This window comes from Jeotgalibacillus sp. 10bf12 (genome assembly GCF_055597105.1).
This window is the reverse complement of the sequence record NZ_CP200276.1, coordinates 1,316,491-1,339,646: the sequence shown is the minus strand read 5'-3', so window position 1 is coordinate 1,339,646 and position 23,156 is coordinate 1,316,491. Positions and strand designations below refer to the sequence as shown.

Sequence of the window (23,156 nt, the reverse complement as noted above, 5' to 3'; positions counted from 1 at the left end):
GGAACCGGTTCCATTTTCAGTCTTTTTATAAGAACCGATTGTTGTGGAACCGGTTCTACAAATTGATTTTAAAACAGAATATCTAAAAATGCAAGACTTTTTGTAAGCGCTATTTTTTACCTTTTACACTTTCCCCGTCACGAATTGTAAAATGCGGTCTTTGAAGCTGATCGACTTCCTCTGACTGCATAAGCTTAGCAATCGTTGCAGCTGCAATACGGCCGGTTTCCTGGTAATCAAATTCCACGGTCACAAGAGATGGGTGGATCATTTTCGATACTGTATATCCACCGAATCCGCTGATTGATACATCTTCAGGAATGCGATACCCTTTTTCCCTGACGACTCTCATTGCACCTAAAGCAATTGTGTCTGTCGCGCAAATAATGGCAGACGCCTGTGAATGCTGCAGACATTTTTCCGTTGCAATCATGGCACTGTCAAAATCAAAGCCGCTTTTAAAGAACTGGATTTGCGCTGCACCGTGTTCCGTGCAGCCATTTTCAATTCCTTTTCTTCTGCGCTGACCGACAGCAATATCCATTTCATCTACGCCAATATATGAGATGTTTTTATGTCCGGCTGTAGCAATATACTCACCCATTTTATAACCCGCCAGATAATCATCAAAAACAATGCAGTGTGTACGGTCTGTTTCCTGACCGATAATAAGAAGGGGTACAGTCAGCGTTTCGATCAGCTCAAAATGTGCAGATGTCAGCTCAGTTGCAAACAGGATCATTCCGTCTACCTTTTGACGCTGAAGGTTCTGCAGACTTTCAATTTCTCTTTCAATGCTGTGGCTTGTATTACTGATCAACGTTGTATACCCAAGGTCCCGCAGCTCCTCATCCATCCTGATCAGAATTTTAGACGTAACAAATGAATCCAATGCCGGTGCGACTACTCCTACAAATCCGGTTTTTTTGGATTTCAGACTTCTGGCAAATGAATTCGGCTCATAGTTATGTTCCTCTATAATACGTTTGATTTTATCGCTCGTTTTCTGACTGATCCGGCCACCGTTCAAATAACGGGAAACCGTGCTTTTTGCAACGCCTGCCTCTTTTGCAATTTCATTAATCGTGATTTTCATAGCATTCTCTCCGTATCATTTCTTTGAATTAAGCATAACGGAAAATGATGGTTTAGGTAAGAGGGAGTGTAATCAGCCGGGGTGTCTTTCTGGCATACTGGAGCGGTCGGCTTTAGTGATTAAATCATCTTTACGTATCATTCCGACACCTCCCGCCTTCATTTTATGACCTTTTAGATCTATTCTATCACCATGGAATAACCCTGGTTTTTTCACATTACCTTTACGAATGAATTGATCAGCAATCGGATTAATCGCTGCACCTTTACACGTATTCGAACGCGCGGTCTCAGCTCAAAATCTATCCAGGAAATCCTAATCAACCAAAAAAAGACGACACAAAGTGCCATCTTCCATTTACGCTGTTACCCATTAATCTCTCCGCATGCAATCCTTGCCCCTGAATTTCCGGCAGGATCCGTCTGATAATCATCTGGCCCTTCATGAATCACAATCGCACTGCCATCTTCATCAAGCAATGAAAATTCCTGATCCTTTTCTAGCGTCAGTTCCTTCACCGTTAACTCCAGATCAATGCTTCCATCCTCGTTAACCATCAGATTGGGCAGATCACCGGCATGATAGCCTTTTGGATTTTCAAACCCATGCTGCTTTCCTTCAGGATTGAAGTGGCCGCCTGCAGATTCGAAGTCAGGCAGCGTACACTTCCCGGTTTCGTGAATATGCACTGCTTTTTCTCCCGGTTCAAGCCCTTTGACAGATATCTGAATGAGTACGCCGTCTTCATTTTCTTTCAGCAACGCAGTTCCGATCTGTTCCCCTTCACTGTTCGTCATGCTTGTTTCAATTGCCGGCACTGCAGTGGCAGGGACTGTGCTTTCCTGAAGCATTTGACATCCGCCGAGTGCAGCTGCAAAGAGACTGATAATCAGACCAATCGTATAAATTTTCATAAAAAAGGACCTCCTATTCTTAATGATAGGCTGTCCCAATTTCACCATAATTAAACTATCTTCTTGCCATCGACATTAATGTAAAGCCAATATTAGCCGGACGTTCCGCCAGTCGCTTCATAAAGTACGTGTACCAGTCTTTTCCATATGGCACATACACAACCACGTTCCATCCATCTTCAGCAATCTCTTTTTGCTTTTCTTCCCTCATGCCCTGTAGCATCTGGAATTCAAATTGATCTTTCGGAATATCATACTCTTTTACGAGACCCTTCACGAAATCAATCATATCGTTATCATGCGTTGCCACCTGCGTATAGCTTCCTTTGAGCAGATGCTTTTTAACCAGCTTCTTATAGTTTTCATCCACATGTGATTTATTATTAATATCCACATCGCGTGATTCGATATAAGCGCCTTTGACAAAACGGATGGCCGGTGAGAAGCGGTCCAGTCTTTCAACATCCGTTTCTGTTCTGAAAAGGTTTGCCTGGAGCGCAATACCAATGTTATCGTGTGTTTCCTTCAGCGTTTCAAAAACAGAGATAATGTCTTCACAGTTTTTGTATTCTTCCATATTAATCGTGACAAACACATCATATTTTTTTGCCTCTGTTAAAATTTCATTCATATTCTGAATTGCTGTGTCTTTACTCACTTCAAGCCCTACACTGAAAAGCTTCAGTGAAATCTGTGCATTCAGCTGCTCATCTCTGATCGCATGAATGGCCTTAAAGCAGTTGTCCACATATTTCACTGTATCTTCTTCCGTCTTTACGAATTCACCAAGACAGTCAATCGTCGCACCAATTCCGTTACTGTTAAGTTTTTTGACCTGTTTGACCATGTCAGCGGTCTTTTCACCGCCTACAAAATGTGAGCCGCCGAGGTCCATCCCGACTTTTCTAGCAATATCTATGAATAGCTGATTGTATGCAAGTGTTGTAAAAAATTGATTCAATGCAGATGCAATGATCATGAGAAAACCTCCTTTAATCAGTAAGTCCTTTATTAATTCCCTAATTTTTTCTATAAAAACTATCAGGTGTGAAATTTTCCTTTGAAAGCGCTGCGTGATAAAATAGTGATTGGACTAAACAATAAAGGAGTGCTTAACTATGGCAAAGACAGGTTATATTGATTTAACGAATGGACATAAACTAACTTTTGAACTTTATCCGGAAGAAGCACCGGGCACAGTTGAAAACTTTGAAAAGCTTGCAAATGAAGGCTTTTACGATGGTCTTAACTTCCACCGCGTGATTCCCGGTTTCGTAAGTCAGGGCGGATGCCCGAATAAAAACGGTACTGGCGGTCCTGGTTACACAATCAAATGTGAAACAGAAGGCAATCCGCACCGTCACCAGCCAGGTTCACTATCAATGGCGCACGCTGGTAAAGATACTGGTGGCAGCCAGTTCTTCGTCGTACATGAGTCACAGCCTCACTTAGATGGCGTGCACACAGTGTTTGGTAAAGTAACTGAAGGTCTTGAGCATGCACAAGGCATGGAACAGGGCGCTGGCATTAATGAAATCCGTGTAAACGGCTAATTGATCAAATAAAACCGCTTCCGGGAGAGTTCCCTGAAGCGGTTTTTTAATCTGTATCTGTCCACCAATAAACTAATATCATGAAGAAAATCATTAAAACACCTGCGACGATATAAAACCAGTCAGGTACATAACTACCACCAAAAAAGCTGAATAACAAATGATCCCCTCCTTAAGTAAAAGCGTAAGGCGCTTGCTCAGCTGCGACAAGCATAAGGCGCGGAACGAAAAAGGGTGATCTTTCCCTTTATCGTTCAGTGACTTATGACTCGAGCAGCTAGCGCCTGAAGCTGGATAAAGTAAAAGCGTAAGGCGCTTGCTCAGCTGCGACAAGCATAAGGCGCGGAACGAAAAAGGGTGATCTTTCCCTTTATCGTTCAGTGACTTATGACTCGAGCAGCTAGCGCCTGAAGCTGGATAACTTAATCGACCTGTAAACAAACCATCCCATTGAACCGAACATCAGCGTCATGAAAACAGGCATCACACCTGTTGTCAGATTTGCATTTCCTCCGGTGCCGATCAATGTCAGTTCATATGTAATATAAGCAAATAATAACACGCAGAGATTCTTTATGACATTCATCATCAGCACACCATTCAAATATTGCTTTTCTGCATTCTCTTCTGTGATCTTACCCAGGTAGTTATATGTGTGAGGAACCCTTTCAAGCGCAGTCATGCCACCCCACATGAAAAAACCGATCACCGGCAGCATGATTGCACTCCATTTACCGCCAAACCCATCTGCTTCACCCGCAGCATTAAAATGGATCGGTATTACATCAGACAGGTCATTCCAGGATAAAACCAGATAGATAGAAGCCGCAACTAATAAAATCAATGAAATGAGACTGAAAGCTTTTGCCCAAAGCGGCTTTGCGATCTCCACCACAGGCCTGTTAGTGTGAAACAAGTTGACCCCTCCTCCTTTAACCCTCTTACTCTATTATACGATGATGCTTACAGAACGTTCCCAATTACTTCAAAATGACAGATTTCAAACTCAAATCCTTCGATTCTCGATATTTTTATGAATGATTATTCATCAATTTCACCTCTTTTTTCGACATTTTCCCAAAAAACAAAGGTTATTTTATGTAAATTCTGTTCTATATAGACATTAGATTTTTTAAATAATGGTTTAAATTACATAAAAATTATGCAATTTGGTTATTGAATCTATTTTAAATATTCTTTCAATGTATGAGAATGCGAGAAAATTTTCCCGATAAACAAACCCGGATTACTCTGATAGGATGAAATTGTTCACAAAATATTAAGAAAAAAGGAGTCGGGAGAATGAAGAAAAGAAGTATGCTTATGAGTCTATTATTAGCAGCAAGCTTGTCAGTTCCTTCAATTGCAGGTGCTGCACCTGATCAGGAACGTGGTCAGGAAACATTCAGAGTATATGTTGAAACAACTGGTGCTTCTGCAAAGAGCGCTAAACAATCTCTGAAAAATCAGTATGAACCACGCTGGGAATTAAGTGAAAACGGCTTTTCTACTGAAATGAACGAAAAGCAGTTCAACGCACTCCAGAAGAATAAAAATATTAAGGTAACAAAAGTTCAGGAAGTTCAGCTTGAAACGGATGTCCGTGCAAGCGAATACGAAACAATGGCTGGGGAATATCCAACACAGCAAACACCATGGGGAATCAAAGCGATCTACAATAATCCTAACCAGACTACAACATCAGGTGGTGCAGGTGTAAATATCGCAGTTCTTGATACTGGCGTATTCACAAGTCACTATGATCTTGTAAATACGGTAGAACAATGTAAAGACTTCACGCAGTCAACACCGCTTGTAAATGGCGCTTGTAATGATGCAAATGGTCATGGTACACACGTAGCCGGTTCTGCTCTTGCAGATGGCGGTAGTGATGGTGCAGGAATTTACGGTGTCGCACCAGATTCTGACCTTTGGGCTTATAAAGTATTAGGTGATAACGGATCAGGTTATTCAGATGATATCGCAGCAGCGATTCGTCACGCAGCTGATCAGGCTTCAACTACTAGAACAAAGACAGTCATTAACATGTCTCTTGGTTCTGCAGGTCAGGACTCACTGATTACCAATGCAGTGAATTACGCTTACAGCAAAGGTGTACTTGTTGTTGCCGCTGCTGGTAACTCAGGTCCAAACCAGGGCTCTATCGGATATCCTGGGGCACTGACAAACGCAATTGCAGTAGCTGCTCTTGAAAATCGTCAGCAAAACGGTACATACCGCGTAGCAGACTTCTCATCTCGCGGATACGCTGCAACTGATGGTGACTATGTGATCCAGCAGGGCGACGTTGAAATTTCATCTCCAGGAGCTTCAATCTATTCAACATGGCCTGGTGGCGGTTACAACACAATCAGTGGTACATCAATGGCAACACCGCACGTAGCAGGTCTTGCTGCAAAGGTGTGGGCTGCTAACCCTGGTTACTCTCATACACAGCTGCGCACTGTTCTTCAAAACCGTGCAAAAGCTAATGATATTCTTGGCGGATTCGGCGCTGCTTACGGCGATGACTACGCTTCAGGATTCGGTTTTGCAAAAGTAAACTAATTGACCTGTACACTAGTCAGGTCAGGCATGTAGCGGGTTGCCCCTCGCGTTTGCCAAATTCAGCATAGGAACTCTATTTTACCCCCTTTACACATACTTTAAAGGCTGTCCGGGAGAAGCAGAATTGCTTCCCGGGACAGCCCTTTTTTTATGATTAAAATAGTTTACCCTGCTTATAAAGAATTGTTGAAAGCTTCATAACTGAATGAATATAGCAGTTCTCACGCAGTGAATGCGGATCTCCAAAATACTTAGGAAGAATCGTTTCCATCGTTCCCTGCATTTTATCGTAAAGCTTTTTGTAGATCTGCTCTTCTGAATAAAATTGTGTCTCCCTTCCCTGAAGCCATTCAAAATAAGATACGATGACACCGCCGGCATTCGCGAGAATATCCGGAATGATAATGACCCCATTTTTATTTAGATAATCATCCGCTTCAGCTGTCACTGGGGCATTTGCACCTTCTACGATCACTTTTGCGTTTATTTTATCCTTATTCCCGTTATGGATCTGTTCCTCAAGCGCTGCTAGCATCAGTACGTCAATATCCATTGTTAATACATCGTCCCGGTGAAGAATTTCTGCCTTTACACCGCTGTCGATCAGCTGCTCTTCTGTATGAGGAAGGTCATTCTGATTGGAAGCAGTATAGGAAACAAGCGTCGGAATATCCAGCCCGTCTTCATTATAGAGCGTGCAGTTCCGGTCGCTTACTGCAATCACTTTATTTTGCAGTTGCTGGCACTGATAAGCCTCAAGTGCAGTAACGGAACCTACATTACCGAAACCCTGTACTGCTATTTTTAAAGGTTTCCCATAAAGGTCTAACGCCGTTTTTGCATAAGGACTTCCGGTTTTTTCAAGCCATGACTGCTGTTTTTTTATAAAATCAGACATCATGTAGCGGAACGTAAAGTAAACCCCTTTACCTGTGGCTTCACGCCTGCCAAGGGATCCACCGTTAATGACGCTCTTGCCGGTAAAGCTCCCTCTATATGGCTGACCTGGTTTTATATTTTTATATTCACCCATCATCCAGTCCATTTCACGCTCGCCGCTTCCCATATCAGGTGCCGGAATATCTTTATCCGGACCGATCACATCGGCAAAATACTGCACATATTTTTTGGAAATCAGGTTCAGTTCCTTAGGGGTGTATTCACGAGGATTTACAACCACTCCACCTTTGCCTCCACCGAATGGAACATCGTGAAGTGAATTTTTTAATGTCATCAGAAAAGCAAGGTTGATTACTTCTTCTTCATTCACTGATTCATGGAACCTGATACCACCCTTGTAGGGTCCCATCGCATTATTATGCTGAACTCTGAAGGCCGGAATACGGACAATCTCACCCTTTTCTAATACGATTCTGAGAAAAGATTTATGTATTTTATTTGGAGTAGATAAAACTGCTCCGAGAGATGAGAACGCTTTCTTTCTTGGTCCATTTTGAAGATCAGGTAAAAACATCTTGTCATCCATTAGTGCATCCAGTGATTCCTGTACGATTGCTCTTGTCTGGTATTGCATATCCATTCCCCCTTGAAATGTTATGACTCTATTATGACGGTACCGTAATTAGCCTGGTGATGTAAAGGGATGTGAAAGAGAAGCGGTTGATATTGGCCAGCTTCAGGCGCTAGCTCCTCGGATCATAAGCCACGTAGCGGTAATCCGGAAAATCACCCGTTCTCCGCTACGCGTCTTATGCCTGTCGGAGCTGATCAAGCACCTTACGCTTTTCTTTTTGGCCAACTTCAGACGGCAGGGGCTAGCACGTTTCCCTCGGGCTCTGTCCGATAAGTCAACATCGGTTCACTACGTTCCGTGTTTCCTTTATCTCCGGCGCCTCAGTCCAACATGTACGCCCTTAAACGCCTGCCTGAGCTTTTCTATTCATCTTTACCAAAGTTCATTCTTGCGTAGCGTCCGCGGATAATTTCATATACTGCATAAAGAATCAACCCGACTGCTGCCAGACCGAGCAGTACCTGCCCGAAAGGCTGTGAAGCAATTTCTCCCAGTGCGCCATCGAGCCCTTTTGTTTCGTCAGGGTTTGCAGTAATGGCCGTCTGAATGAAGAAAGAGCCAACCATTGAAAGTACAATACCACGGGCAATTAATCCGATTTTTCCTGATTTACGCGCCAGCTTCTTTTCACTTTCACTCATATCATTAATAATCAGCTTGTTCATAAACTTCTCTTTATAACCAGTATATATATTATAAAGACCGTAGATAATGATACCTGCACCTAAAATGCCAACCAGCCACTGTCCAAACGGCTGGCCAAGAAGGGTTGCAGAGATTGTCTGTTCCGAATTCCCTCCACCGCTTCCAGCATTCATCGCAATCTGAATGGCAGATAGTGCGAGCGCGCCATAGATCACTCCACTGACTGCATAAGCGACTCTCGTTGCAATGCCCTTTGCATCCCGGCCTTTATGCTGAGGATCAAAAATAGCACGTATAAGCTCCCATAACACATAGAAAAACAGCCCGATTCCAACGATCCAGAGCAATACTTCTCCGAATGGAAGTGTTGCCACCTGCTGCATGGCTCCGGAGGTATCAGTTGTCTCGCCACCCCCAACACCAAGTGCCGCAAGTAATGCAAGGACGCCGACTATGCCGTATATTGCCCCTTTCGACATATAGCCAAATCTGCCCATGCGGCGTACCCATGGTTTTACTTCTTCAGTTGTGTCATTTGATTTCTTTGCTAACTGACTCATAATCCTGTCTCTCCTTTACTCTTCTATATTTTGTCCCTGAAGCTGACCAACACCATTTTTCTTAATAATGGTATCTGACATTCTTAAATGGGAAGCTGCTTCATACAGCATTTGAGAACAATTGGATATATCTGACATCTCTTCCGTTTCAAGATTATAGCAGTCTCCGTTTTCCCGCTCACTTGTGAGATCTGCCTTGTAATAGTATCCGTCATAGATAAATGACCCTTCTCTGAATACTGTCAGCCTTGGCTCTTCACTCAGGAGAGAGTTTCCAATCATATAGCCCTTATCCAATCCTATTAACGATAAAATTGTAGGTGCAATATCGATCTGTCCACCGGTCTGTTCCATCACGCTGCCTTCATTCATTCCAGGCAGCTTCATAAATAAAGGAACCTCCCTGCCAAGGTTTAAATAGTCAACTGTTGTCTCCGCTTGAGCCATCTCAGCCATATCCCTGTCCGGCTCCTGTAAGCCGCTGTCATGATCACCATATGCAACAACTAGTGCGTCTTCCCAAATTCCTTCATCTTTCAGCTTTTTAACCATCGAACCAAATGCCTGATCAACAAAATGGATATTGTGATAGTAATTCTGAATAATTTCTTCTTCCAGGCTATCCAGTTCAAGCTCTTTCTTATCTTCCGGAAAGTCATATGGTGTATGGCTGGTTAATGCCACCATAAATGCATAAAAAGGATCCTGCATTTCCATCATACGGTCCACTGATGATAAAAAGAAATCTTCATCATTTAAGGTCAGACCGATCACATCTCCTTCAGGGAAATCATTTATACTGTAAAAATGGTCAAAGCCGAAGTTTTCATATACCTCGTCGCGGTTCCAGAATGTTCTCTCAAATGCATGGAAAGCCGCAGTTTCATAACCCGCTGATTCCATTTTTTCGGGCAGTGAATCATATGAGTGATCAGGATATCTTGTATAAACTGACCCCGCCTTCATTGGATAAAATGATGTGTTCAGGATAAATTCAGCATCTGAGGTCCTTCCCTGATGAGTCTGGTGATAAAAATTAGGAAAGTACATCACTTCATCTTTAAAGCCATTTAAAAACGGAGTGATTTCCTGGCCATCAATTTCCTGATCAAGCACTGAATTTTGAAATGATTCCAGCTGAATGACAATGACATTAGGCTTGCCTTCAACAGTAGTCTCACCTGCTGATCCACGATTGCTGTCAAAGAAGCGCTGCATTTCGCTTAACTGTGAAGTATTCAGCGTTTTTTCTTCAATAAATTGATCATCAAGTTCCCTTCCTATATCAAATATGTGGTGACCGATCATTCCGAGCTTAAAGTAATTACGCATATTAGCCAGCGAATCCTGCACGAGCCATTCATCCCGGTCAGCCGCATTCACTGCAAGCGGTGTAAAAAACAGTACAGCTCCGGACACAGCAGCGATTAAAGCTGCCTTTGATCTTCTTTTCGCCGGATAGTCAGCAAAAGTTCTTTTTCTGTCCTTCAATAACAAAGCCGCCCATATAAAAATATCTGCAAACAGCAGAAAATCAGCGGGATAAATCAGGTCTTCAAGTCCACCGCCAACTGCACCCATCTGCGGGATCTGAATGATTAATGCGACTGATAAAAGGTCAGTGAAATAACGGTAATACCATATATTAGACGCAATTAATACCGTCAGTAAAATACTCAGATAAAATAAAATCCATCTTCTGATGCGTGGTGAAATCCACAGAGACCAAAATGAAATAAGTATAATAGCTCCGATACTGACAAAAAACAAATTCACACCAAAAAAAGTACCTGTAGCAGGCCCGACGAAGATCATTTTTACTAATAATACGAGTATAAAAACCAGATAGTCTCCATACATCAGCCATAATTTTTTCAAAGTTCGACCTCCCTTCTGTGTTATCCTTTACCCTATGTAAAGCAGTTGTAACCTGCATGAAATATGGAATTTTACATAAAAAAAAGAGAGTAAGACAAATATCTTAATCTCTAAATATGACCTGAAATGTAAAAGAATGTGCCAATACTGACCTTATTATCTAGGCCGTCGATTTTCTCCTCTGTAGCCAGTGGTCTATAAAGCCGCTGCCTCCAAGTACACCTGCAACAATGAGTGCAAACCCGGCAATCTGACCAAGGTAAACCGGTTCCCCTAAAAGCAGCGCTGCACCTGTTATTGAAAAAAGTAAATTCAAGTTTGTAAAAACTGCTGATTCACTCGGTCCGATTAAACGGATGGCGTTGTTATAAATCATATGTCCTATACCTGTTGCAATAAAAGCTGAGCTGAAAAAGATCATGTAATGATACGCTTCACCCTGCATCAGCGTCTGGTAACCGCCCGGCTCTGTCAGAAGACTGATCACAGCAAGCATCACAGCACCAAACACCATCATCCAGCCAGTCAGTACAAACACATTGAGATCCGTTGAAATCTTTTTAATCAACACAAAGCTGATTGCCTGTGTCACTGCAGCCATTAAAATGAACCAGTCTCCAGCTGCTACCTGTATCTCACCACTACTACCAGCTGCCATCACGAGAAATACGCCGGCAAACCCAACAATAATTCCAAAGAACTTAAGCAGCGTGAGCCTCGCTCTCAGGAAAATCACTGCAGCAATTGCAGTTAAGATTGGAATCAGTCCAAGTATCAGTCCTGTATTGACAGCAGTCGTTCCTTTTAGTCCGACTGATAAAAAATAATGATGTCCGACAATGTTAAATAAACTGATCAGCACAATCACGCCAATGTTTTTGACACCTGGCATGATAGGCTTCTTTTGCAGTGTAATCACTGAAAGTACAACGATACCTGCAGTTAAAATCCGGAGGGAAGTCATTGCCACCGGAGAAAATTCGTCCACTAATACCTTCAGGGCAACTACATTCAGTCCCCATGCCACCATAATGGACACGAGCCATATATACGCATTGGATTGTGTCACAATTTCACCTGATTTCTATCATTGATGTCGTTTTTGCATTAATGTCTGTCTTAATGTTTTGGAAAGTGCTGCGGCTTCAAGCACATGGTCATACTGCTCGGGAGTCGGTGCGGATGAAAACAACAGCTCGTTCACTTCCTGTACCGTTATCCCTGCAGGATCACGTTCAAGCAATACTAAGCTATCACCCGGTTTGACTGACCCCTCTTTTATCACACGGAAGTAAAAGCCTGTATATCCGGATTCCCTCATCCGGACAATCAGCTCAGGCTTGTTATATTTGGCAGCGATTTTGAAGCAGGGCTGTCTCGGCTCTGTGACCTCGATTACCGCTTCACCAAATTCAAATCTGTCACCGATATGCGTGTTGCGCTCATCTATGCCTTCTGTCGTGATATTCTCCCCAAAAAGTGCGGCCCCATCATGCATCTCCATCCAACCATCCCAAAATGAATAATGGTCATATGGATATAAGCAGAGTGCCTTTTCAGTTCCACCATGATGCTCAGGGGTCTGCTCATCTTCAGCAAGACCTGTATAAGTTAAAAACATTTCTTTCTGGATTGGCTGTTTTAACAGCGCACTTGGAAATGTTTTTCGTCCAAATGTCAGTTCAGTAATTTTAGCAGTATGTATCGCACGTACTTTAAAAGTAGCCATCGCTTCCTCCCCATTCTCACCAAATAAATATAGTATACCTTACTTTGAGATTGAACTGAAAATGAACAGGGTAGAGAGAGAGTAAATCAAAAATACAGGAGTGATCAATTTGGATACATACAATCTCATTATCAATGGTGAAGAAACCGGACAGGACCTTGAAACAATTGATGTGATCAATCCGGCTACAACTGAAGCCATTGCAACCGTACCAAAAGGCGGAACAGAAGAAGCAAAAAAAGCAGTTGATGCAGCTCATCACGCTTTTAAAGACTGGTCTACACGAAACACGTATGAGCGCAGCACATTATTGATGAAGTGGGCGGATTTAATTGATGAACATACAGACGAACTTGCGCGCTTAATGACAATTGAACAGGGCAAACCGCTAAAGGAGGCTGCCGGTGAAATCACATATGCAAACGGCTTTATTAAATGGTTTGCAGAAGAAGGAAAACGCGTGTACGGAGAAACGATTCCTTCTTCAAAAGGAGACAGACGATTGTTTGTTCATAAGCAGCCAGTCGGGGTTACAGCTGTCATCACACCATGGAATTTCCCGGCAGCGATGATCACACGAAAAGTCGCACCAGCTCTTGCTACCGGCTGTACGGCTGTCATCAAGCCGGCAACTGCCACACCGCTGACCGCATTCCGCCTTGTGCAACTGGCGAAAGAAGCAGGGATCCCGGATGGCGTACTGAATGTCGTGACAGGAAAATCATCAGATATCAGCGAAGCCTGGCTTGAAGATACACGCGTCAGAAAGCTGACATTTACAGGTTCAACTGAAGTCGGCAAATCACTGATGAAAGGCGCAGCAGATACAATGAAGAAAATCTCGCTGGAGCTCGGCGGCCATGCGCCTGCCATTGTCATGGATGATGCAAACCTTGAAAAAGCAGTCGATGGCGTCATCGGGACAAAATTCAGAAACGCAGGTCAGACATGCGTAAGTGCCAATCGTATATATGTTCATGCAGATATTGCTGAAGCCTTCACAAAACGTTTTACTGAAAAAGTAGAAGAATTAAGACTGGGAGATGGTCTTGAAGAAGGCGTTGATCTTGGACCGCTGATTAATGAAGGTGCGGTTGAAAAGGTGCAGCAGCATATTGAGGACGCAAAAGAAAAAGGGGCAACAATTGAAACCGGTGGCGAACTCCGTGATGGTCTGTTCTTTAAGCAGACCGTACTCTCTGGCGTAACCGATGACATGCTGTGCATGAAAGAGGAAACGTTTGGCCCGGTTGCACCAATCACTACCTTTAAAACAGAAGAAGAAGCGATTGAGCGCGCGAATGATTCCATTTACGGGCTTGCAGCTTATGTATTTACTGAGAATATTTCAAAAGGAATTCGTATTAGTGAGCAGCTTGAATATGGAATTGTTGGATTGAATGACGGTCTTCCATCAGCTCCGGAAGCTCCGTTTGGCGGATTCAAGCAGAGTGGTCTTGGCCGCGAAGGTGGTCATCAGGGAATCGAGGAGTTTCTTGAGACGAAATTCATTTCGGTTGGGATGGATGAATAAAATATTTTAAAGGTGGGACGAATGTTCGTCTCACCTTTTTTTACGTATAAATGAAGATCTGCTCACTGCGCACCGGACGAATGTTTTTTAAAATATAAAAGTTCTTTTTCAATATAAAACCCAGACCGCTGATAAAGTCTAATGGCGGTTTGGTTGGATTTGCTGACGCATAGGCTGATTTCTTTTATTTGCTGTTCATCTAACAGGTTTTGCATAACAGTTCTGAGCAGTGCATAGCCCGCTCCTCTCCCTCTCGCAGCTTCATTGACTGCCCCAGATATTCTACTGACGCTTCGCCAAATTCAGGATCTGACTCCGCGTAAATATAGCCGATTAACTGCCCGGCATCGATCGCAGCGAGTAATGGGCGATTTGAATTTGTTCTTTTCAGGATGGTTTCTGCCCCGTAGTAAGTCTCTGGGAACGTCTGATTGTGCAGTCTCTCAAACTCATGGAATTCCTGACCTGATAATGTTTTAACTTCAATCTTTGCTTCTGTTTTTTCATATGTAAACCGGTCGGCTTTTAAGATGACTTCTTCTCCTTTTTGCTCAGCACCGAGACTTCTCATCCATTCGATTGCACGGATGTTCTCGTGACCGTAAAAACCATAAAGTACTGTTTTTTCAGGAACCATCTCAATCAGACGGCTTGCTCTTTGTGACCAGTCTGGCGCGCTGCTATCAATAAACGGCCCCCACATTTCTCCCGCTCCATCCTCATAATCAAGTATTAGAAGATCTTCTCCTGACCAGTAAATATGCTCTTCTGCTATTTCTTCGTTCAAGGTTTTCAAGATCTCATCTACTTCGATTCCACAATACCCGACGTACTGCGAAACTTCTTTATTCGCAGCAGCAATTCGTTTTGCCGCCTGTTCAGCTGTCTTCATCATTCGTTTCCTCCCAGCACGGATGACAGTAAAGGTCCTTTTCATCATATACGCCATCCAGAAACCCATCTGCACAATACACTGTTTCCCCACATCTGATACATTCCCCTACTACTTCACGCATGATCTCACCCCCCCTTATATTTTCCATTCACCTGTTTTGATTTCCTGCAAATATTAAAAAAGGACTGTCCGCGTTCGACAGTCCTTTTATTCAGCCGGCTCGAGCAGCCCCATCGTCAGGCACAGATCCAGCGCCAGACGTTTTGACCCTTTGGAAAATTTAATTTCGAGTCCATCTTCGGAGAAGCCTTCGATCCGCCCTGTGCCGAATACGCGGTGCTTCACCTTCCGTCCGACTTCCAGGTCAGAAACCCTTCTTAGAGCATGAGGGTTTTGCGGGATTCTGCTTTCATCTACCTGCTGCTTTTCTGGCGGATTGATAATTTTATTGACTCTGAGCAGAAACGGAGACGGATTCGTTTTACTGCCTGCTCTGTTTCTGTAGGAAAGCAGCTCAAGCTCCTTTTCAGCCCGTGTCATTCCCACATAGAACAGACGTGCAGCCTCTTCCATCGGATCCTTATTCCCCTTATCCTGTTCCTTTACATCACTTTTAGATGGAATCACATCAGCAATCAGGTCCAGCATATATACCTTTTTAAACTCCAGTCCTTTCGAGCTATGAAGCGTTGACAGCGTAACGGCATTTTCCTGCTTATTAAACTTTGAGGTTTTCAACAGTGATTCCAGCTGCTTCAGTCGATTCGCAAAAGCAACCATGCCTGTTTCTTTCTGTGCAATCTGCTCTAGTGTTGAAAGCACATCATGTAAATACTCGATTGAAAAGCCAAGGTTTTCACTCATTTTTTCAAGCGCACGGTCATAGCCCGCCTGCTCTCTGATGATACGGATGACGCGGTAAGGCTCTCCGCCTTCCATTCTTTCAAAAGCCCGCTTCAGTCCATTGATCTGTTTGCGCTGGTAATCCTTAAGTGAAGTCAACTTGAGTAAACGGTCAAATACACTGCCTTCTTCAGACTGCTTTCTCAATTCAAACAGCTGCTGACGCGTCACATAGCCCAGGCACTTCATTGAGATCTTTTCAAACAGGTCAGTACGGCTGTTGTTAAAGGTGAGCCGCATAAAATTGAGGATATCCTCTACAATCCAGTGGCTGAAAAACCGCACGTCTGAATCCTTCATATAAAATGGAATCCGCGCACGCTCAAGCTCATTCATAATCAGAATAGAAGAGCTGTTCGTCCGGTATAACACAGCGGCATCTCTGTAATCATGAAGCTTTGAAAGCTCCTGCGCTAAGTATGCTGCCTGATCCTCATAATCAGGGAATACCTTAATACTGACAGGTTCACCTTCTTCATTTTCAGTAAACATATTCTTTTCATAGCGGTTTTTATTCCGTTTAATAAATTCATTCGCTGCATTGACGATTTCAGGCGTGGAACGGTAATTTTGCTCCATCATTAAAACTTTCGCTTCAGGATACACCTTTTTAAAATCAAGCAAATACTGCGGCTCAGCTGCCCGCCATGTATAGATTGACTGGTCATCATCGGCTACGACACACAGGTTCTGATGCGGTTCAACCAGTTGTTCAACAATGGCATGCTGCACGAGTGACGTATCCTGACTTTCATCTGTCAGCAGGTGATCATAGCGCTGCTGATACCTCTTTAAAAGCTTCTGATCTGATTCAAAAGCTTCAAGCGCTAGTGTAAGCATATCATCATAATCAAGAAGCAGTTTCTCAGGATCTTTTCGTTTGATCGCTTCATACTCAGCTGCAATCTGCTCTGCATTGGTTACTTCACAAACAATAGACCCCCACTTTTTTCTCGGTAGCAGCTTATTTTTTATCAGGCTGATATAATTGGACATTTCCTCAAGCTGATCATCTGTCATTGCTTCCTTGTTGAAACGTTGGAACAGTGTGCGGAGCAGCAGTTTTTTATTCGCCGTATAATCTGACGGGTCTTCAACCGGACCCTCTATCAGCTGCCAGGCTTTATGCTCTTTTCTCAGATAATCACGCACCACTGCAAAGGCAAGGCTGTGAATCGTTGAAAAATCCACTTCCGGCAACGTGGGAAACATTCTTTTGTAGCGCTGCTTCATATCATCGGCAGCTGCTTTACTGAAAGTGACGCCTTTAATGCGCGCAGGATCTGTACCACGCTCTTCAATCAGGTGACCGATCCGCATCATAATGGTTGTGGTCTTACCCGACCCCGGTGAGGCAAGCAAAAGAAGCGGGCCATCTCCATGGAGAACAGCCTGCTTTTGCACTTCATTCAGGTTGACGCCAATTTCACGCTTTTTTCTAGTAAAATAATCTGCCATATCCGTTCGTCTCCTGTACAGTATTCTACGGTTATCGTACCATTGATTCTGGTTTTTGAGCAGGGGAAGATGGTCATATGATGACGGGAAGTGTAACGGATTGCTGCAAGTTTGGTGGGAAATGCGACATCCTGGCTGCGGATTGTGATAACTTCCCGGGTGGATCGCGGCAACCTCGGACCAGATAGATAGATCTCCAGCCAAAATACCGACATCTGCCCTGCTCAACCCCCCAACATCCAAAAAGAAAAACCGCCTGAGCGGCGGTTTTTCTACACTAATATTTCCTGCTCAATCTTCTTCATTTCATAAAACATGCCTCTTGCAGCCATTAACTCCTCGTATGAACCTTGTTCAGCAATCCGCCCGCCGTCCATGACAATAATCTGATCCATTTTCTCAAGACCATTCAGCTGATGGCTGATCAGGCAGACTGTCGCGTCTTCTGTGCGCTCTTCAAGGTAGCGCATGATCTCAGAAGACGTCACATTATCAATGGAGCTAAGTGGCTCATCAAACAGCCATAAGCTGCGTTTTCTGAGCAGCGCCCGTGCAATCGCCAGACGCTGACGCTCTCCACCTGACAGGTTCTCCCCTTTTTCAAGCACAGGGTCATCAAGTGTGAATCTTGAAAGTTTAACCTTTTCAAGCACCCACAGCATTTCTTCATCCGCCAGTCCTTCTCTTGCGATGTGAAGGTTATCTCTGATCGTTCCGAAGAAAAAGTGATTTTCCTGCATAACAACATTTGCTTTTTCCCAGATGTCCTCAGATTTGATATGACGGATTGGACGGTCCTGCAGCGTAATGTCGCCGTCATTCGTTCTGAGCACGCCGAGCAGCAGCTGAAAGATCGTTGACTTACCAGAGCCGCTCGCGCCGACAATTGCTGTTTTTGAACCTGCTTTGATTTCAAAGGAAATGTGATCAACAGCCGGTCTTTCTTCCCCTTCATGTGTATAAGAAACAGAGTCGAAGGAAATCGCCGGCGCTTCATCCGTAAGTATTTCATACGGCTCTGATGCAGTGACAGGCTCCATGTCTGTTACTTCATTTAAGCGTGAAGAAGCTTTTCTACTATCTTCTAAATGCGGTGGCAGCACAGCCATTGGCGCTGCATTTTCAAAAATATTCAACGACAGCATGACAAGCATTGCAAGGAATAATCCGTCAAGCTGCCCCTGCTGAACGAGATAAACGCCTGCTGCGAGTATAATCCAGGAAATCAACAGTCCTGCTGACTGGTTGACTGACTGGTTAAACATACTCTGACTGCTGCTTTTTTCCTGATTTGCAATATAGGCAGCTGATGACTGGCGAAGGGACGCGCCCTTTTCGTCCAGCTGCTGATAAATTTTCAAGTCTCTGAATCCATACAGCACTTCAGCTGTATCTGTTGAAAGTGCTGCACGTGATTCTCTCACTTTTTCTTCAATCTTCTGTCTGCGCAGTGCAAATAACGCCGGAATGACAAGTCCGGTTAACAGAAGGCCTGCTGCAAAGATCAGCGGGAACCAGAATGAATAAAACGTGGTGAAAAGCATGGCACTTATAAATACAAAAACTAAAACAATCGGCGGATAGTAGACGCGTAGAAAGAAATTCTGAAGACTTTCAACGTCACCTGTTATCCGCGCAAGTAAATCACCGCTTCTGAATTTCTGAAAAATACCTGGCGCCAGCGGTTCAAGCTTTTCAAAAAAGCGGACGCGGATTCCTGCAAGAATATTAAAGGTCGCGCGGTGAGACACCATCCGCTCACCGTATTTAGATCCGGCTTTCACCAGACCGAATACTTTAATAAACGCAATCAGCAGTGTCAGTGTATAAACAGGCGGAATCAGCGCAGCCTTGGAAATCAGATAACCACTGGCTGCAAATAGACCTGCTGCTGTCACACCGCCGACATAACCAAACAGGACAGAGTACCAGACATTTTTCTTTTCAGCTGCAATTTGTCTTAAAACAATACTAAGATCTCGCATTTGCGCCACCTCCCTGCACCATTTCCTGATAGGCGGGCTCTGATAATAAATCGCGATGCTGTCCCTTCACTATAAGATGTCCATCTTCAAGCATGAGAATCTGGTCAGCATTTCTAATCGTATACAGTCTGTGTGCAACAGTAATCACTGTTGCATCCTTTGACAGTTCTTTCATTGAAGCTGTCAGAATCTGCTCTGTTTTCAAATCAAGACCTGTTGTCGGCTCATCAAAGAGAATGACTGAAGGCTTTTTAAGAAATGCTCTCGCAAGTGCAAGACGCTGTTTCTCTCCGCCAGAAAGTCCTCTTCCGCCTTCTCCAACCGGTGTATCAAGTCCTTTTTGAAGCGCTTCGATCAGCGGAGTCAGCCCGGCTTTTTCAGCTGCTGCTTCAATTTCTGTACGCGTCGCTTCTTTTTTACTGCCGATCGCAATATTATCAGCCAGCGTCCCTGAGAAAATAAACGGCTGCTGTGAAATATAGCTGAGCTGATCAAACCAGCTTTCTTCCTCATAATCGGAAAGATCATTGCCATTCACTTTGACGGCTCCTGATGTAGGTGCAATCAGCCCGCTGAGCAGATTCAGTGCAGTCGACTTTCCTGACCCGCTTTTACCGATCAGTGCAATATTTTCATAAGGTTTTATATCTGCCTGTAATGGTCCGAGACCGAACCCTTCCTTGCTGTATTGAAAAACAGTCTGGGCAAATTGAATATGCGGCGGCTGGGTGGTTGAGAGCTTTTCGCTGCCCCAGCTTACACGGTCTTCTTCCTTTGACAGCTCTTCATCAATCAACTTAGCAGCACCGATACTGCCGCGCCCTGTGTGAAATGCATTGCCAAGCTCTCTGATTGCCACATAAAATTCAGGTGCAAGCACGAGCATGAAAAACGCTGTGAAAAATGTGACGCTCTCAAAGTAGATCAGTCTCAGTCCAAGCTCGAGTGCGACAAGTCCAACACCAAGCATTGAAATATATTCAAGAGCGAGCGAGGAGATGAAGGCAATCTTCAGTACTTCAAGCGTTGCATCCCTGAACTTCAGACTGCTGTCTTCAATTGTATCCCGCTGTTTTTTTGCCTGACCGAACAGTTTCAGCGTAGTCAGACCCTGAAGTGTATCAAGAAACGTCCCTGAAAAAGCTGACAGCTGCTCAAGCTGTTCCTCAGACTTCTTTTGCGTTTTAATCCCAATAATGATAAAAAACAATGGAATAAATGGTGCTGAAACAAGTAAAACCGTTCCGGTAATCCAGTCCTGCCAGAACGCTGTAATGATAATCATCAGCGGGATAAAAGCCGTTAACGTGAGCTGTGGAATATACTTACTGAAATAACTGTCGACTTCATCGACTGCGTCCATCAGTACACTAACCTTGCGTCCCGACTGCCCCTGAAGCGAAGCCTGTACAGGATTTCCTGCGTATTTTTCAAGCAGTTTTTCACGGATTGTCTGCTTGACCTTTGCTGCAAGCCAGGAACCAGTCCGACCGCTTGCATAGGTCAGCATGGCACGTGCGATCAGTGCCGCAGCCAGCCAGCCAAAGAGTGGTACAACATCAGATAAGGCTGCCCCTTTTAAAAATACTTCGTCTACAATACGGACGATAAAGTAGGCCTGTGCAATGATACTTACTCCGGTCAAAAAAGCGATCAGGACCATTAGCAATTGAGTGCCTTTATATTGCTTCGCATATTGCGAAAGTTGATTCATAGATCAAATCTCTCCGATCATTAATTATTGACGATATTGTGAATGATTTCACATATAGTATTATTTTTATTATATATGATTATACGTGATTTTTCATGTGATAGGATTGTTTGAGCACATTTGTATGTAGGAATTGATGATTGCACAAGAACCGGTTCATTTCCGTTTCAGGCGGAGGCTTTCCGAGCGGTGGTCGCTGAGCCTCCTCGGCTTCGCCTGCGGGGTCTCAGCTGTTCCACTAATCGCTCCGATGTCCCCGCCTTCCACTCCAATGAACCTGAATTACTATCGCATACAAAGAGAGTAGCGAAAAGAAATATAACTATGAGCCAGCTTTCGTTGAACATCATTCTTTATTAAACATAAAATCCGGATTGAAAGTTACTTAAACCAACCCTTCTCTCGGAAGCGGGAGATGGCTTCGATCCGGTTTGTGACTTCGAGCTTGTCGAGTATGACTGAGATATAGTTCCGGACGGTGCCATTTGTGATATAAAGTGTACCAGCGATTTCCTTGGTTGTTTTTCCTTCTGCGATGAGCTCCATAACTTCACGTTCGCGCTCTGTCAGCGGGTTTGCTTCTGTGAGTGCCATATCAACAAGTTCAGGAGCGTAGATTCTGCGCCCCTCCATAATGGTACGGATCGAACGCGCCAGTTCCTCGCTCGGACTGTCTTTCAGCAAGTAGCCGCTGACGCCTGCATTCCTGGCTCTTTCAAAATAGCCCGGTCTTGCAAAGGTGGTCAGGATAATGATTTTACAGGGTTCATCTTTTAATTCCTCAGCTGCATCAAGACCTGTTTTCAGCGGCATTTCAATATCCATAATACAAATGTCCGGCTTCAGTGACTTGACCACTTCAACGGCTTCTTCACCATTTTTTGCTTTTCCGATCACTTCAATATCTTCTTCAAGATCAAGCAGGGAGCCAAGCGCTCCTAGCAGCATTGTCTGATCTTCAGCTAACACGATTTTGATCATAGCGCTTCCTCCTTAGACACCTGCTTCAGAATAGTCGGCACACAAATCGTAATGTTTGTGCCGAGTCCGCTTTCTACATCAAGTGTTCCATTAACAAACTCCAGGCGCTCTCTCATGCCTCGTAATCCGTTTCCTTCTATTGAACGGTCGAGCATGAAGCCTTTCCCATTATCTTCAACAGTCACTTTTAATTCTTTAGGCAGCTGTTCGATCATGACTTTACAACTTGTGGCACTGCTGTGCTTTACAACGTTTGTTACAGCTTCTTTCAGACACATACTCACCACATTTTCCACTAAAAGCGGTACATTCTCAAGCACCGGATTCCCCTTAACCTCAGGTTTAATCTGTGCCACGTGCAGCAGTTCACGAATATGGGTAATTTCTTCATCCAGCTTCGTTCCGCGCATATCTGATACCAGCTCCCGCACTTCTTTCAGGGCAGTTCTTGCTGTCTGATTAATGTCATTCAGTTCACTTTTAGCACTTTCAGGATTTGCTGCAATCAACTTTGCAGCAAGGTCACTTTTCAGTCCGATCAATGAAAGCTTCTGGCCAAGCGTGTCATGAAGGTCTCTGGCAATCCGCTGACGCTCTTCCATAACCATTAGATCTGAAATCCGCTTTTGTGCATATTCAAGCTGCCCTTCAAGCTTCTCTCGCTTCATTCTGTTGTATGAATTAAGCGGCAGCAAAATCACACCGATCACACTGATCAGCACGAATGGAAACTGCGTGAAAAACAACTGATCCTGTGTAAAAAAGGCAATGTTGACGGTGATTACTGTAGAACCGACTAGAATTCCATACAGTGTGAAAAAACCTACTTTATGCTGGACGCTTGCGATCATAAACGATAGAAAAATCGCAAAGTACACAAATCCGAACAGAATCGTCATTGCAATACTGATCGCAATCGCAATCCCCACCCAGACGTAGTTCACCCAGCCTTTAGTTAAATAAGTGAGGCGGTAAGCTGCAAAAAACACCAGAATCATCGCCACGCCGACTGAAATCTCAACCCAGCCGGATGACCTGAAAATAAAATAAAACGGCAGCATACAAAAGATAATCCAAATATATATATTCAAGCCTGTATTTTGTGGGAAAATATTATACCATTTTTGCACAAGCATTCCGCCTTTCTCTCGAATTCAGTATAGCATGGATCAGAGCTGGATCAGAACAAACGTCTACTCCGCCTGAATT

The 23,156-nt window shown here is 43.9% G+C and carries 20 protein-coding genes; 3 read left to right on the top strand and 17 right to left on the bottom strand.

The window, feature by feature from the left end; translation table 11 throughout:
* Nucleotides 1-109: 109 nt before the first annotated feature.
* The 3 genes from DH10bf12_RS07005 to DH10bf12_RS06995 form a co-directional block, all read right to left on the bottom strand.
* Nucleotides 110-1,096 carry a LacI family DNA-binding transcriptional regulator gene (locus tag DH10bf12_RS07005; protein WP_471737799.1) on the bottom strand — a complete coding sequence of 329 codons (987 nt, stop codon included), beginning with the start codon at nt 1,094-1,096 and terminating at the stop codon, nt 110-112.
* A 365-nt stretch (nt 1,097-1,461) separates the two neighbouring features.
* Complete coding sequence (locus tag DH10bf12_RS07000; protein WP_471737798.1) at nt 1,462-2,010, bottom strand: superoxide dismutase family protein; 549 nt, start codon at nt 2,008-2,010, stop codon at nt 1,462-1,464.
* Between the two features lie 55 nt (nt 2,011-2,065).
* The gene (locus tag DH10bf12_RS06995) at nt 2,066-2,989 is read right to left on the bottom strand and encodes a proline dehydrogenase family protein (RefSeq protein WP_471737797.1); all 924 of its coding nucleotides are present in this window, start codon (nt 2,987-2,989) and stop codon (nt 2,066-2,068) included.
* 139 nt (nt 2,990-3,128) lie between these two features.
* Here DH10bf12_RS06995 and DH10bf12_RS06990 point away from each other — a divergent pair, with 139 nt between their 5' ends.
* A complete protein-coding gene (locus DH10bf12_RS06990) occupies nt 3,129-3,563 on the top strand; it encodes a peptidylprolyl isomerase (protein WP_471737796.1) in 435 nt (144 codons plus the stop codon).
* A gap of 400 nt (nt 3,564-3,963) precedes the next feature.
* Here the strand turns inward: DH10bf12_RS06990 and DH10bf12_RS06985 are convergent, their stop codons facing one another.
* Nucleotides 3,964-4,479: a DUF1648 domain-containing protein gene (locus DH10bf12_RS06985; protein WP_471737795.1), complete on the bottom strand. Its 516-nt coding sequence runs from the start codon at nt 4,477-4,479 to the stop codon at nt 3,964-3,966.
* A gap of 386 nt (nt 4,480-4,865) precedes the next feature.
* Between DH10bf12_RS06985 and DH10bf12_RS06980 the strand changes: the two genes are divergently transcribed.
* Nucleotides 4,866-6,131, top strand: coding sequence for a S8 family peptidase (locus tag DH10bf12_RS06980; RefSeq protein ID WP_471737794.1), 1,266 nt, complete (start codon nt 4,866-4,868; stop codon nt 6,129-6,131).
* Between the two features lie 154 nt (nt 6,132-6,285).
* Here the strand turns inward: DH10bf12_RS06980 and DH10bf12_RS06975 are convergent, their stop codons facing one another.
* From DH10bf12_RS06975 to DH10bf12_RS06955, 5 genes are all read right to left on the bottom strand, one after another.
* Nucleotides 6,286-7,665, bottom strand: a complete 1,380-nt coding sequence (locus DH10bf12_RS06975; RefSeq protein ID WP_471737793.1) for a Glu/Leu/Phe/Val family dehydrogenase — start codon at nt 7,663-7,665, stop codon at nt 6,286-6,288.
* 362 nt (nt 7,666-8,027) lie between these two features.
* On the bottom strand, nt 8,028-8,870 hold the full coding sequence (locus DH10bf12_RS06970; protein ID WP_471737792.1) for a DUF1206 domain-containing protein: 843 nt from the start codon (nt 8,868-8,870) through the stop codon (nt 8,028-8,030).
* Nucleotides 8,871-8,885: 15 nt separating this feature from the next.
* Nucleotides 8,886-10,748, bottom strand: coding sequence for an LTA synthase family protein (locus DH10bf12_RS06965; protein ID WP_471737791.1), 1,863 nt, complete (start codon nt 10,746-10,748; stop codon nt 8,886-8,888).
* Between the two features lie 160 nt (nt 10,749-10,908).
* Nucleotides 10,909-11,817, bottom strand: a complete 909-nt coding sequence (locus tag DH10bf12_RS06960) for a DMT family transporter (protein WP_471737790.1) — start codon at nt 11,815-11,817, stop codon at nt 10,909-10,911.
* Between the two features lie 18 nt (nt 11,818-11,835).
* Nucleotides 11,836-12,477, bottom strand: coding sequence for an MOSC domain-containing protein (locus DH10bf12_RS06955; RefSeq protein ID WP_471737789.1), 642 nt, complete (start codon nt 12,475-12,477; stop codon nt 11,836-11,838).
* 109 nt (nt 12,478-12,586) lie between these two features.
* On the opposite strand from DH10bf12_RS06955, the gene DH10bf12_RS06950 reads away from it, so the two are divergent.
* Nucleotides 12,587-14,011: an NAD-dependent succinate-semialdehyde dehydrogenase gene (locus DH10bf12_RS06950; RefSeq protein WP_471737788.1), complete on the top strand. Its 1,425-nt coding sequence runs from the start codon at nt 12,587-12,589 to the stop codon at nt 14,009-14,011.
* 62 nt (nt 14,012-14,073) lie between these two features.
* Here the strand turns inward: DH10bf12_RS06950 and DH10bf12_RS06945 are convergent, their stop codons facing one another.
* The 8 genes from DH10bf12_RS06945 to DH10bf12_RS06910 all read right to left on the bottom strand — a co-directional run bounded on the left by DH10bf12_RS06945 (nt 14,074) and on the right by DH10bf12_RS06910 (nt 23,077).
* Nucleotides 14,074-14,226, bottom strand: coding sequence for an N-acetyltransferase (locus DH10bf12_RS06945; protein ID WP_471737787.1), 153 nt, complete (start codon nt 14,224-14,226; stop codon nt 14,074-14,076).
* A complete protein-coding gene (locus tag DH10bf12_RS06940) occupies nt 14,211-14,906 on the bottom strand; it encodes a hypothetical protein (RefSeq protein ID WP_471737786.1) in 696 nt (231 codons plus the stop codon). Before DH10bf12_RS06940 ends, DH10bf12_RS06945 begins: the two co-directional genes overlap by 16 nt.
* Nucleotides 14,890-15,027 carry a hypothetical protein gene (locus DH10bf12_RS06935; RefSeq protein ID WP_471737785.1) on the bottom strand — a complete coding sequence of 46 codons (138 nt, stop codon included), beginning with the start codon at nt 15,025-15,027 and terminating at the stop codon, nt 14,890-14,892. Before DH10bf12_RS06935 ends, DH10bf12_RS06940 begins: the two co-directional genes overlap by 17 nt.
* Before the next feature lie 86 nt (nt 15,028-15,113).
* The gene (locus DH10bf12_RS06930) at nt 15,114-17,267 is read right to left on the bottom strand and encodes an ATP-dependent helicase (RefSeq protein WP_471737784.1); all 2,154 of its coding nucleotides are present in this window, start codon (nt 17,265-17,267) and stop codon (nt 15,114-15,116) included.
* Between the two features lie 272 nt (nt 17,268-17,539).
* Nucleotides 17,540-19,252 carry a thiol reductant ABC exporter subunit CydC gene (gene cydC / locus DH10bf12_RS06925; RefSeq protein WP_471737783.1) on the bottom strand — a complete coding sequence of 571 codons (1,713 nt, stop codon included), beginning with the start codon at nt 19,250-19,252 and terminating at the stop codon, nt 17,540-17,542.
* Complete coding sequence (gene cydD / locus DH10bf12_RS06920) at nt 19,239-20,966, bottom strand: thiol reductant ABC exporter subunit CydD (RefSeq protein ID WP_471737782.1); 1,728 nt, start codon at nt 20,964-20,966, stop codon at nt 19,239-19,241. The genes cydC and cydD overlap by 14 nt, the downstream gene beginning before the upstream one ends.
* Nucleotides 20,967-21,347: 381 nt before the next feature.
* Complete coding sequence (locus DH10bf12_RS06915) at nt 21,348-21,947, bottom strand: response regulator (RefSeq protein ID WP_471737781.1); 600 nt, start codon at nt 21,945-21,947, stop codon at nt 21,348-21,350.
* Entirely contained in the window at nt 21,944-23,077 is a 1,134-nt protein-coding gene (locus DH10bf12_RS06910; RefSeq protein WP_471737780.1) for a sensor histidine kinase, read from the bottom strand. Before DH10bf12_RS06910 ends, DH10bf12_RS06915 begins: the two co-directional genes overlap by 4 nt.
* Nucleotides 23,078-23,156: the final 79 nt, after the last annotated feature.

Bases quoted from the DNA above. Each gene is read 5' to 3' on its own strand.
- DH10bf12_RS07005 (WP_471737799.1), bottom strand. From the start codon at position 1,096: ATGAAAATCACGATTAATGAAATTGCAAAAGAGGCAGGCGTTGCAAAA.
- DH10bf12_RS06945 (WP_471737787.1), bottom strand. From the start codon at position 14,226: ATGCAAAACCTGTTAGATGAACAGCAAATAAAAGAAATCAGCCTATGC.
- DH10bf12_RS06935 (WP_471737785.1), bottom strand. From the start codon at position 15,027: ATGCGTGAAGTAGTAGGGGAATGTATCAGATGTGGGGAAACAGTGTAT.
- DH10bf12_RS06930 (WP_471737784.1), bottom strand. From the start codon at position 17,267: ATGGCAGATTATTTTACTAGAAAAAAGCGTGAAATTGGCGTCAACCTG.
- DH10bf12_RS06970 (WP_471737792.1), bottom strand. From the start codon at position 8,870: ATGAGTCAGTTAGCAAAGAAATCAAATGACACAACTGAAGAAGTAAAA.
- cydC (WP_471737783.1), bottom strand. From the start codon at position 19,252: ATGCGAGATCTTAGTATTGTTTTAAGACAAATTGCAGCTGAAAAGAAA.
- DH10bf12_RS06940 (WP_471737786.1), bottom strand. From the start codon at position 14,906: ATGATGAAGACAGCTGAACAGGCGGCAAAACGAATTGCTGCTGCGAAT.
- DH10bf12_RS06980 (WP_471737794.1), top strand. From the start codon at position 4,866: ATGAAGAAAAGAAGTATGCTTATGAGTCTATTATTAGCAGCAAGCTTG.
- DH10bf12_RS06975 (WP_471737793.1), bottom strand. From the start codon at position 7,665: ATGCAATACCAGACAAGAGCAATCGTACAGGAATCACTGGATGCACTA.
- DH10bf12_RS06915 (WP_471737781.1), bottom strand. From the start codon at position 21,947: ATGATCAAAATCGTGTTAGCTGAAGATCAGACAATGCTGCTAGGAGCG.
- DH10bf12_RS07000 (WP_471737798.1), bottom strand. From the start codon at position 2,010: ATGAAAATTTATACGATTGGTCTGATTATCAGTCTCTTTGCAGCTGCA.
- DH10bf12_RS06990 (WP_471737796.1), top strand. From the start codon at position 3,129: ATGGCAAAGACAGGTTATATTGATTTAACGAATGGACATAAACTAACT.
- DH10bf12_RS06955 (WP_471737789.1), bottom strand. From the start codon at position 12,477: ATGGCTACTTTTAAAGTACGTGCGATACATACTGCTAAAATTACTGAA.
- cydD (WP_471737782.1), bottom strand. From the start codon at position 20,966: ATGAATCAACTTTCGCAATATGCGAAGCAATATAAAGGCACTCAATTG.
- DH10bf12_RS06995 (WP_471737797.1), bottom strand. From the start codon at position 2,989: ATGATCATTGCATCTGCATTGAATCAATTTTTTACAACACTTGCATAC.